An 11,490-nucleotide genomic window follows, 5' to 3' on the forward strand; every position below is an offset into this window, starting at 1 on the left:
CTAAGTTACTGCTTTATTTTAATCTTTAATTATATTAAACTGTTTCAATTTCTTCTTTGCTTTCAATCTCTTCTACATTAAAAGTTTCTAAAGAAGGAAGCTCATCTATATTTCCAAAATCAAAGTATTTTAGGAATTCATCTGTTGTACCATATAAATTAGGTCGTCCAACAACATCTTTTTTTCCACTTTCTTTTATAAGATTTTTATCTATAAGGGTATATATAGCTCTATCACTTTTCACCCCTCTAATTTCTTCAATCTCTACTCTCGTTATAGGCTGTCTATATGCTATTATAGCTAAAGTCTCTAAAGCTGCTTGGGATAAAGATTGTCTTACATTAGTTTTTAATAATTTTTGTATGTAACTAGAGTTTCTTGGTTTAGTTACAAATTGATATTCCTTATGATTTTTTATTATTTTAATACCTCTACTTTCGTCTTCCTTATATATCTTCATAATCTCTTTCATAAGCTTCTCTGTATATTCTACAGAACATTCTATTATTGAAGCTATAGATGATAAACTTATAGGATCTCCACTAGCATAAAGCAGTGACTCTATTATTGAAAAATATACCTTCTTATGTGAAACTTCTTCGATTTCTAATTGCTCTTTATGCAAATTATTCATCTTCATCTATCCTTTCTATATCATCTACTCTTTCTACATATATATCTGAGAAACTTTTTTCCTGTATAACATTTACCGTTTTTATTTTAATAAGTTCTAACAGTGCTAAAAAAGTTACTATTGCTTCACTTTTACTTTTATATCCTTTTATAAGCCTTGAAAAATGTATCTTAGGATAAGTTTTCATAAGAGTTGTAATTTCTGTCATCTTATCCTCTATTTTAAAGGTTTCAATTTTTATTTTGTCTTCAAAAAAATCTCCCTTTTCATTCATTTTATTAAAGTAATTATTCATCAACTCATTATATAAATTATATAAATCAAGCATTGTTCTGTTTTTTAATAAATCTGCAATAGTTTCTTTTTTAGGATTTTTCTCTTCTATTATTTCTGGTTTTTTACTAAATACAGCTCCAGTTTCTAACTGTCTTTCACCTAAAAACTCAGCTACCATTTTGTATTTTTTGTATTGAATTAGTTTTTTCATAAGCTCCTTTGCTGCATCTTCTTCATTTTCATACTCTTCCACTTTAGGTTTAGGCAATAACAGCTTGGACTTTATTTCTATTAAAGTTGCTGCAATAACAATAAACTCAGAAGTTATTTCTAAGTCCATCTCTTGCATAGTTTTTAAGTAACCTAAATACTGATTAGTTATTTCTAATATTTTTATATCATATATACTCATTTCATTTTTCTTAATTAAATGGAGTAATAAATCAAAGGGGCCTTCAAAATTTGTTATTTTTATACTTAACGACATATAAAACTCATCCTTTATAAGAATATAAAACCAAATTATATAATAAGATTTAAACATACATTATTAATCTTACATTAAATATTATGACTTTATAAATTTCTTTTTTCATATTTTCTAATTATACCACATGAAATTATTTAGTAAAAGAATAGACTTTATTGTGTCTTTATGTAGTTAAAAAAGTTATAGATATTAACTTTTTATAATATCCATAACCTTATATATAATTTAACTTTCTTTTTTTAATTTATCAATCAATTTTTTAGGATTTACAATTTTTTTAATCTCATATTCTTTATCATTCTTTTTAATTTTTAAAACATCGCCAGTTTCCAACGCAGTATTCCAAAATACCTCTGGTGTAATATCTGGTTCAACCTGACAAGCCAATGCATATAGTCCTGCAATATATGGTGAACACCAACTCCAACCACCTTGAGAATAAAAAACATACTCTTCTTTTCCTGTTTCACTTGCAAGTGTTCTTGAATCCATTGGAATAAATAATACTTCACTATCTTTTAAACCTTTAATTCTAATATTATAAAATTTATCATTATCATCAAAAAAAAGCTTTTCGCTATAGCAATTAGGTTTATAAGATGAAATTTCATCTGTATTACTCAATATATCTCTTCCAAGTCCATCATAAGCAAATCCATAGGTGTTTTTTAAAGATGATGAAACCACAAATATATTTTTATCTTTTGCTCTTTTTACAGCATCCATAAACTCTTCGTATCCTTTTTCTTTAGGATTAACTCCTATAGAAAGAGAAATAACTCTAATTTTTTTATTTTCTTCTAAAGTTTCATTTACCTTTAAAATTTTATCAATAGCCTTTACTAACCATACGAAATTCATCTCAACACTTCCAGACCTGTTATCTCTATCTTCCCAACTTGTTGAAACATAATATAAATCTGCATTTGGTGCTACTCCTACAGTTTCTCCTACAGCAATAGATGCCACTCCCGCTCCATGCATAGTAGGTGAATTTTCAAAACTATGAAATTCTTCATAGTACTTAAGATTATCCTTATATTCCACATGATCCTTTAATAACATCCCATCAATTATTGCAATTCCAACATTCTCTCCTTTAATTCCACTTTTGTGAATGGTTTTTACTCCTAAGCCGGGATTCTTTCCATATTTAATTATTTTCTTAGGTTTATATTCTTTAGGAAGTTTTTTAGGCCACTTTGTAATAGTATCAAATGATGCATGAACTAAATTATCAGCTTCATCACTTAAATCTAACTGTGATAAATCCTTCCCCCTTACATCAACCTGAAATGATCCATAATTATTAGGATCATATTGTGGTAACTCTGTTAATTTGGGTATAGAATTTGTGTAACTAGCTTCATTTTTATTTAAAAAAGTCTGAACACTATTCAAATCTCTATTACATCCACCAGTAAATATAATTGTAGATATCAATAATATAATAAAACTTTTTCTCATAGTTCCCCCTCATACTTATATAGTTTTTATATTTTAAAGTTATTAAATAAATTTAAATTGGAGCTTATTTCCCTATATAACTCTTTACTACAATAATTTTATAGTATCATATATAAGCTAACTAACTAATTTTAAATCCAAATATTAACATTTTGTTTAGAATATTTATTTTTAAAATCTCTCATTATAAAAAGGGATACCAAAAGTATCCCTAATTTAATATTATAAACTTATGCTTTAAAATTCAACTAAGTTTACAACTCCAAATATATTACTTATATTATCTTTTAAATTTCTTAAAAATTGAGATTGTTTTACTTCTCTATCAGTATACATTTGAACAGTTCCTATTAATTCATCACCCATATAGAATTCACAAGTTCCTATTATGTCACCTTCTTTATAATGTTTTTTCTCCATATCAATATTGATTTTTTTAGTTATTTCTGCATCTTTACCTTTTTCTAAAGTTATATTTAAACCTTCATTTGCTTTTGCAATAAAGAATTTATCTCCTTTTTTATTTAATGGAATAGTTTCTATTTCCTCATCTTTAGCTACTACTTTTTTACTTTCAAATTTTGCAAATCCATAATTCATCAATTTACTTGCTTCTGCATTTCTTATTTTATATGTAGGGGAACCCATAACAACAGCTAGCATTCTTACATTATTTCTTACTGCAGTTGCTGATATACAATATTTTGCTTCTTCAGTATATCCAGTTTTTAATCCATCACAGCCTTCATAAAATCTTACAAGTTTATTGTGATTAACAAGCTCTATAGGTGTTTTACGTCCTTCTGATATTGTCTCCATATAAATTGATGAATATTTTAATATTGTAGGATGTTTTAAAAGTTCTATAGACATTGTAGCTATATCTCTAGCTGTACTTAAATGACCTTCTATTGGAAGTCCGGTACAGTTTTTAAAAGTTGTATTAGTCATACCAAGTTCTTGTGCTCTTTTATTCATCATATCAACAAAAGATTCTTCGCTTCCACCTAAATGTTCTGCCATAGCTACAGCTGCATCGTTACCTGATGCTATAGCTATACCTTTTAGTATCTCCTCAACAGTCCTTACTTCACCTTCATCAAGAATCATACTACTTCCACCCATGCTCTTAACTTTAGCACTACATACTATTTTATCATCTAGTTTTAAATCTCCATTGTCTATTGCTTCCATAGTAAGAAGCATTGTCATTACTTTAGTTACAGATGCTGGAGCAAATTTTTCATCTAGATTTTTTTCATATATAACCTTTCCAGTAGTAGGTTCTATAAGTAATGCTGATTTTGCATCAACATCTAATGGTGCTGATGATTTTGTTTCCTCTTTTTTGTTGATTTTGTTTCCATCTTCAACTGCCATTGCTGGTACTGTTATTTGAAATAATAATAATAAGCTTAAAATAACACTTATAATACTTTTCTTTTTCATTTTTATCCTCCTTATGAAATTAAACTATTTAAGCTTATTTTTACCTAAAAAGAAAAATTTATTAATATAATGATAAATAATATTATTTTTTTCGAATAAAAAAAACTGGCTAAATAAGCCAGTTTAATTTTTATCTTATTATGTCATGTACTAGTGGTATATTATCTATATAATTTGCAGATATTACATAATTATCTAATATACCTTTTTTAGCCTTTTCTATGTTATTTTCATCATTTGAATGAATATATGCTAAAACATCTCCTTTAGATACTTTTTCTCCTCTTTTCTTATTTAACACTATTCCTACTGCTAAATCTATTTCAGATTCTTTAGTTGCTCTACCTGCTCCAAGTTCCATTGCAACTATTCCCATCTTATCTGAATGTATTTTTTCAACTACTCCATCCTCTTCACTTAAAACTTCTACAACATATTTTGCCTTTGGAAGTTTTGATGTGTCATCAATAACTGAAGTGTCTCCACCTTGAGAAGCAACAAACTCTTTAAGTTTTTCTAATGCTTTTCCATTTTCTATTACTTCTTTTAACATTTTTCTAGCTTCATCTCTATCTTTAGCTTTTTCAGCTAATATAATCATTTCACTTCCTAATGTTAAGCATAATTCTTCTAAATCTTTTGGTCCATTTCCTTTTAATGTTTCTATAGCTTCTTCAACTTCTAATGCATTACCTATAGCTAATCCTAAAGGTTGATCCATATCTGATAAAACAGCTATTGTATTTCTATTAACATTTTTACCAATGCTAACCATTTCTCTTCCTAATATGCGAGCATCTTCTACTGTTTTCATAAATGCTCCATCTCCAACTTTAACATCTAAAACTATTGCATCAGCACCAGAAGCTATTTTTTTACTCATAATACTTGATGCTATTAAAGAAACGTTATCTACAGTTGCTGTAACATCTCTTAACGCATATATCTTTTTATCAGCTGGAACTAATTGAGCTGTTTGTCCTGATACAGCTATTTTTAACCTATTTACATTATCTATAAATTTTTCTTCACTCATTGCAACTGAAAAATTTTCAAAAGTTTCTAATTTATCAACAGTTCCACCAGTGTGTCCAAGACCTCTTCCTGACATTTTAGCAACAGGTACTCCTAAAGCTGCTACCATTGGAGTTAATATTAATGTTGTAGTATCTCCAACACCACCTGTGCTATGCTTATCTACTTTTATTCCTTCTATTTTTCTTAAATCTATAACATCTCCAGAATTCACCATTGCCATAGTTAAATCTGCTGTTTCTCTATCATTCATTTTTTGAAAGTATATAGCCATTAATAATGCAGACATTTGATAATCTGGAATCGTTCCATTAGTATAGTTTTCTATTATAAAATTTATTTCTTCTGTTGAAAGTTCTTCCCCATTTTTCTTTTTTAATATTAAATCGTACATTCTCATATTTTGTTACCTCCTATTCTGCATAATTGTGCAGAATTATTTTAACTTATTATTTAAAATTAAAAATTTAATTTTAAAGGTATATTTTAATATAAATTCTACATTAAATCAATATTAATTGTATATTATATTAACAAAAAGTACATATTGTATTAACTAAATGTACATATCTACTGTACAAATTACATATTTGCTTTATAAAATATTATAGATGTATCACTAATAATGATACATCTATAATTTATTTCTATTATAATTTTTCTATTATTGTTTTAACTAATGCAGTAAAATCTTTTTTTACTTTTGCAGAAGTTTCCATTACTTCTTCATGATTTAATGGTTGATCAAGTATTCCTGCCGCCATATTTGTTATACAAGAAATTCCTAAAACCTTTATTCCACAATGTCTAGCTGCTATAACTTCTGGAACTGTAGACATACCTACAGCGTCAGCTCCTAATATTCTAGCCATTTTAACTTCTGATGGTGTTTCATATGTTGGACCTGAGAACATCATATAAACGCCTTCTTTAAGTTTTAATCCTAAATCATTTCCAACTTTTTTAGCTATTGCTACATATTCTTTTGAATAAGCTTCAGACATATCTGGGAATCTTACTCCTATTTCTTCATCATTTTCTCCTATTAGTGGGTTATTACCACAGAAGTTTATATGATCTTTTATTATCATTAAGTCTCCTGGTGTAAACTCAGTATTTACTCCACCAGCTGCATTTGTAACCATAAGAGTTTTTACACCTAAACTTTTCATAACATATATTGGTAAAGATAATAATTGTATATCATACCCTTCATAAAAATGGAATCTTCCTTGCATCATTATTACATTTTTCCCATTAAGTTTTCCAACTACAAATTGACCCTTATGACCTTGAACAGTTGATACTGGGAAATTTGGTATTTCATTGTATTTTATTACTACTTTTTCTTCTATATTGTCAGCCATATCACCTAAACCAGATCCTAATATTACACCTATTTCTGGTTTAAAGTTTAGTTTACTTTCTATGTATTTAACACTTTCTGTAACTATTTTCATATTCATAGCAGATTCCTCCTAAATGACGTATTTATCTTAAAAAATTTTTATTTTAATATCTAGTTATTGTTTCTTCTTTTTTACTAACTCTATTTTTAATTTACACTTGAATTTATTTTATTATTTTATTTTTAAAACTTTCTCCATTTAGAGAGTTTTCTATATTTAATAAATCTAATATTGTCTTTCCTATATCACAAAAACTGTTTCTTATTTGTAAATTAACATTATTCTTTAAATTTTTTCCATAAACTAATAATGGAGTGTATTCTCTAGAGTGATCCGTACTTTCATCCGTTGGATCACATCCATGATCTGCTGTTAATATAAGCACATCATCTTCTCCTAAAGCTTCTATTATCTCTGGTAGTCTTTTATCAAACTCCATTAAAGCCTCTGCATATCCTTTTGGATCACTTCTATGACCATATTTCATATCAAAATCAACTAAATTTGTAAAAATTAATCCTTCTTTATCAGTTTTTAGGTATTCTAAAGTTTTATCTACTCCATCCATATTATCTTTTGTGTGAACAGCGTCTGTGATACCTTTTTTATTAAATATATCTTCTATTTTTCCAACAGCCATTACAGATTTATTATTTTCTTTAATATAATCCAACATAGTTTTTCCAAATGGATCAACTGCATAGTCATGTCTATTGGAAGTTCTTTTAAAGTCACCTTTTTTACTTCCTAAAAATGGCCTTGCTATAACCCTTCCTACCATTTTATCACCAACTAGCATTTCTCTTGCTATTTCACACATTTTGTAAAGTTCTTCTAGTGGTATTATTTCTTCATGTGCAGCAATTTGGAAAACACTATCTGCTGAAGTATAAACTATTGGGTATCCAGTTCTCATATGTTCCTCACCTAATTCATCTATGATAACTGTACCTGAAGCAACTGTATTTCCTAATATTTTTCTTCCAATTTTACTCTCAAATTCATCTATAATTTCTTTTGGAAATCCTTGTGGATAAGTTTTTAATGGTTGAGTTAATACTAAACCACTAATTTCCCAATGACCTGTTACAGTATCTTTTCCTTTTGAAAGTTCCATGACTTTTCCATAGTTTGCCATAGGATTGTCTAATGAATCAACATTTTTGATTTCTATTATATTACCTATTCCTAATTTCTGAAGATTAGGTAATGAAAATCCCTCTACTACTTTTGATATATTTCCTAGTGTATTAGTTCCAGCATCTCCATATTCTTTAGCATCTGGAAGTTCTCCTACTCCTACACTATCCAATACAATTAGTGTAACTTTTTTTGTCATTTTTTTAACTCCTTTCTAGATTTCTAGTTTTTATCCTGTTTTCAAATTATTGTATTTCAATTCTATATAAATATTATAATCGAAAAATTTTAATTATAATGGATTCTATAGTAATTAGAACAAGATATTACTATTTTAATATAAATATCATAAAATTTAAATAAAAAATCTTAACAAGTTAATAAATTTAAAGGTTTATTATACTTTTTAATGAATTTTATAGGTTCCATATGAATTTATTTTTACCTATTATAGGTTTTATATAATACTTTTCACTTTAAAAAACTGCAACTTTTATTTGCTTTTTTACAAATATCATATTATGTTAATTATTAATATAACGTTTTAATTAAGGTTTTTCAAGTAAAATTCATTAACAATTGATTATATATCTAATTTTTAATATATATGCTGAATATAAACCTTTTTTCCATATATTAGGCCCTTGGATGTGCTTTTTTGTAGATTTCTTCTATTTTGTTTTTTTGAGATATGAATGTATATATTTGTGTAGCACCAATACTGCTATGTCCAAGTAATTCTTGAACGGATTTTATATCTGCTCCATTTTGTATAAGGTGAACTGCAAAAGAATGCCTTAATGTATTAGCATTTATATACTTATTTATATTTGCTTCTTTAGCATAAATTTTTATTATTTTCCAAAATCCTTGACGTGTCATCTTTGTACCTTTTGTGTTTAAAAATAAAGTTTCTACATGGTCTATATTAAAATTATCTCTTACTTTTAAATATTCTTTTAATGCTTTAACTGCAGCTCTACCTAATGGAATTATTCTTTCATTTCCATTCTTTCTTGTAACTTTAATATATTCCATTTCTAAATTTTTATCAAAAACAGTTAGATTTAAAATTTCACTTATTTTCATGCCAGTTGCATACATTATTTCTAGCATAGCTTTATCTCTAATTCCCTTGTCTGTAGTTGTATCCGGTTGTTCTAAAAAACTATCTACTTCTTCAACTGTTAAAATCTTAGGAATCTCTTTAACTTTTTTTGGAATATCATAGGCTAAAGTTGGATCCTCTTCAACAAATTTATTTATAATAAGATATTTATAAAAGTTTCTTATTGAAATTATATTTCTTATTACCGATGTATTTGCTTTGCCTTCCCTTTGTAGTTTTTCAGCATAAATCATTATAGTATCTGTATGTATTGAATTTAAATTTTCTTCTCTACTTTTTAAAAATTTAATAAAATTAGAAATATCCCTAGTATATGCCTCTATTGTGTTCTGTGATAAATTTTTTGAGTGTAAATTTTGAATATATTTTTTAATAATTTTTCCATAATAATACCTCACTGTACACAAAAATGCCCTAATGGGCATTTAAAATAATTATATTTATATAATGAAATTTCAACCTGTTATAAACTAATAAAAACATTTTAATCTAAATGTAATTTCAATTTAATAATTTGTATATTTAAAAGCCTACAAAGTTCTTAAATATATAGATGTAATTATATAGTAACTCCAATGGTTTATCAACATTTCTACCGACTAAAATACTATTTTCATATACTCTTGTATTTTTAGTAAAAAAATATATAGTTATTTCTAATATATTCGGTAATATTATTCCCATAAAAATTAAAATCCCTAAAGTTTCTAGGTATAATAGTAAAAACTTTTTTAATTCGTAACTCATAGCTGCTCCTTTATTATACTATAAATCTTATTATAATTGGATTAATTAAACTTTCGATTCCTGAACCTATTATAATCACAATAGTTAACATAATAAAATTTTTCATATATTCTTTAGTTGTAAATGGATTAGTCAAATTTCTTTTTAATTTTATTAAATTCACAGAATATTTTATAGCTAAAACAGAGGCTATTACAATGCATGGTATATATATTAAATTCTGTGGCAATACAGAAAATATTCCTAACAAGGCACCCTTATTAGCAAATTTTGAAATAAAAAACTAAAAGAAAAGCCTAAAGTAAATCCTTTTACTATATTTAAAATTAAAATTACAGGTATACCTACAATAGTAATTCCTAAAATACCATAAGCTAAAATGAATAATCCATTATTCTTAATAGCTTGTACAAATATAGCTTTGCTATTTATATTTTCTCCAGCTACAGATTGTAATATGATGTTAATATAACTCACCATAGTATCATTTTCAGCCGGTGTTAAATATTTTACACAACATATACCTAAAATTATTCCTACACAAATGCAAACTGTAGCAATAAAATATATTAGTGCATTATCATTTATATTTTTTAAAATTTTTTCTGATATAATATCTCTACTCATTTTCCCCTCCTAAGTTTTTTATTTATTACATGATTTATGTTTTTTTAATCCTTTATATCTATAAATATGAATTAATCTTTTATTATATGATTATTTTCTAAATGTGTTACTAAATTAATATAAGAAAAAAGATTGAATTATAATAAAAATTATACTTCAATCTTTTCAAATTATTTAAATTCTATTTATTATAAAAAGCCTAATGCCGCTATGGTTTTCCCATCTATCACTTCACCATTTCTTATTTTTCTTTTAATTTATCTATAGTTATTTCTTCTAACTCTATAAACTCATCCTCATCTCCACCTATAGTTCCATCATATAAATCTGTTGCTTTATATATATAAATAATCTCATCACTAAATCCAGGAGTAGTTGCTATTTTCCCTAAGAACTTTAAATTTTCAGCTTTATATCCTGTTTCTTCTTCTAACTCTCTTTGAGCACATATGACAGGCTCTTCTCCAATTTCTAACTTCCCTGCTGGAATTTCTAATATAGTTTCATTTAAAGGTTTTCTAAATTGACTAACTAAAAGGATAGTATTTTCATCCTTAAATGCTAAAATAGCCACAGCCCCTCTATGTTCAACTATTTCCCTTTTACTTGTCTTTCCATTTGGAAGTTTTACTTCTTCTATTTTTAAATTTAATATTTTTCCTTTGTGTATATAATTAGTACTTATTGTCTCTTCATAAAATTTCATAATATCCTCCAAAATATTTTATTTTAAATATTAAATAAAAAATTTTTTTTAAATTAATATTCTACTATTTTATTATTAAACATTTACTATTTCAATATCCTTTATCTTAATACATAAAACTACTTAAAACTTTTTGTAATGACTTATATCTCTATATCATTCATTATATATTGTTTTTTATCCACGTTAATTTATAATATTTAATATTAATCTTTTAATGGTGGATATTTTAAACTTTCTAAATCTGAACTGTCTAAATAATTTCCACCCCACGTTTTTTCTTTTATCCACTGTGCATTCATTCTTGAAGCTGAAAATCTAATTTTTTTATTTTTATATTGATATTTATAATAAACTTCTGGATCTTCGCCTTTAATATAG

General features: G+C 26.2%; 11 protein-coding genes and 1 pseudogene. All 12 read right to left on the reverse strand.

Annotated features, from left to right (window positions below; translation table 11 throughout):
• Positions 1-34 precede the first annotated feature (34 nt).
• Positions 35-634, reverse strand: a complete 600-nt coding sequence (scpB, locus tag CSGHG_RS02070; RefSeq protein ID WP_010292236.1) for an SMC-Scp complex subunit ScpB — start codon at positions 632-634, stop codon at positions 35-37.
• Positions 627-1,397, reverse strand: a complete 771-nt coding sequence (locus CSGHG_RS02075) for a segregation/condensation protein A (protein WP_010292237.1) — start codon at positions 1,395-1,397, stop codon at positions 627-629. Before CSGHG_RS02075 ends, scpB begins: the two co-directional genes overlap by 8 nt.
• A 228-nt stretch (positions 1,398-1,625) precedes the next feature.
• A complete protein-coding gene (locus CSGHG_RS21650) occupies positions 1,626-2,867 on the reverse strand; it encodes a S8 family serine peptidase (RefSeq protein ID WP_010292238.1) in 1,242 nt (413 codons plus the stop codon).
• Between the two features lie 237 nt (positions 2,868-3,104).
• Positions 3,105-4,316, reverse strand: coding sequence for a D-alanyl-D-alanine carboxypeptidase family protein (locus CSGHG_RS02085; RefSeq protein WP_010292239.1), 1,212 nt, complete (start codon positions 4,314-4,316; stop codon positions 3,105-3,107).
• Positions 4,317-4,446: 130 nt separating this feature from the next.
• A complete protein-coding gene (locus CSGHG_RS02090) occupies positions 4,447-5,751 on the reverse strand; it encodes a pyrimidine-nucleoside phosphorylase (RefSeq protein WP_010292241.1) in 1,305 nt (434 codons plus the stop codon).
• Between the two features lie 250 nt (positions 5,752-6,001).
• The gene (locus CSGHG_RS02095; RefSeq protein WP_010292243.1) at positions 6,002-6,817 is read right to left on the reverse strand and encodes a purine-nucleoside phosphorylase; all 816 of its coding nucleotides are present in this window, start codon (positions 6,815-6,817) and stop codon (positions 6,002-6,004) included.
• Positions 6,818-6,923: 106 nt separating this feature from the next.
• Complete coding sequence (locus tag CSGHG_RS02100) at positions 6,924-8,099, reverse strand: phosphopentomutase (protein ID WP_010292244.1); 1,176 nt, start codon at positions 8,097-8,099, stop codon at positions 6,924-6,926.
• Positions 8,100-8,536: 437 nt separating this feature from the next.
• Positions 8,537-9,454 (reverse strand): site-specific tyrosine recombinase XerD, encoded by a 918-nt coding sequence (gene xerD / locus CSGHG_RS02105; RefSeq protein ID WP_042315771.1) that lies wholly within the window; start codon positions 9,452-9,454, stop codon positions 8,537-8,539.
• A gap of 97 nt (positions 9,455-9,551) precedes the next feature.
• The gene (locus tag CSGHG_RS02110; RefSeq protein WP_010292246.1) at positions 9,552-9,776 is read right to left on the reverse strand and encodes a hypothetical protein; all 225 of its coding nucleotides are present in this window, start codon (positions 9,774-9,776) and stop codon (positions 9,552-9,554) included.
• A gap of 13 nt (positions 9,777-9,789) precedes the next feature.
• Positions 9,790-10,026 carry a stage II sporulation protein M gene (locus CSGHG_RS21655; protein ID WP_052314777.1) on the reverse strand — a complete coding sequence of 79 codons (237 nt, stop codon included), beginning with the start codon at positions 10,024-10,026 and terminating at the stop codon, positions 9,790-9,792.
• Positions 10,020-10,403 carry a stage II sporulation protein M gene (locus CSGHG_RS21660; protein ID WP_052314778.1) on the reverse strand — a complete coding sequence of 128 codons (384 nt, stop codon included), beginning with the start codon at positions 10,401-10,403 and terminating at the stop codon, positions 10,020-10,022. Before CSGHG_RS21660 ends, CSGHG_RS21655 begins: the two co-directional genes overlap by 7 nt.
• 188 nt (positions 10,404-10,591) lie before the next feature.
• Positions 10,592-11,109, reverse strand: a pseudogene (locus CSGHG_RS19635) (NUDIX hydrolase).
• Between the last annotated feature and the right edge of the window lie 381 nt (positions 11,110-11,490).

Origin of the sequence: Clostridium senegalense JC122 (genome assembly GCF_000285575.1) — a bacterium.
In the GTDB taxonomy this organism is placed as follows: Bacteria; Bacillota; Clostridia; order Clostridiales; family Clostridiaceae; genus Clostridium_J; species Clostridium_J senegalense.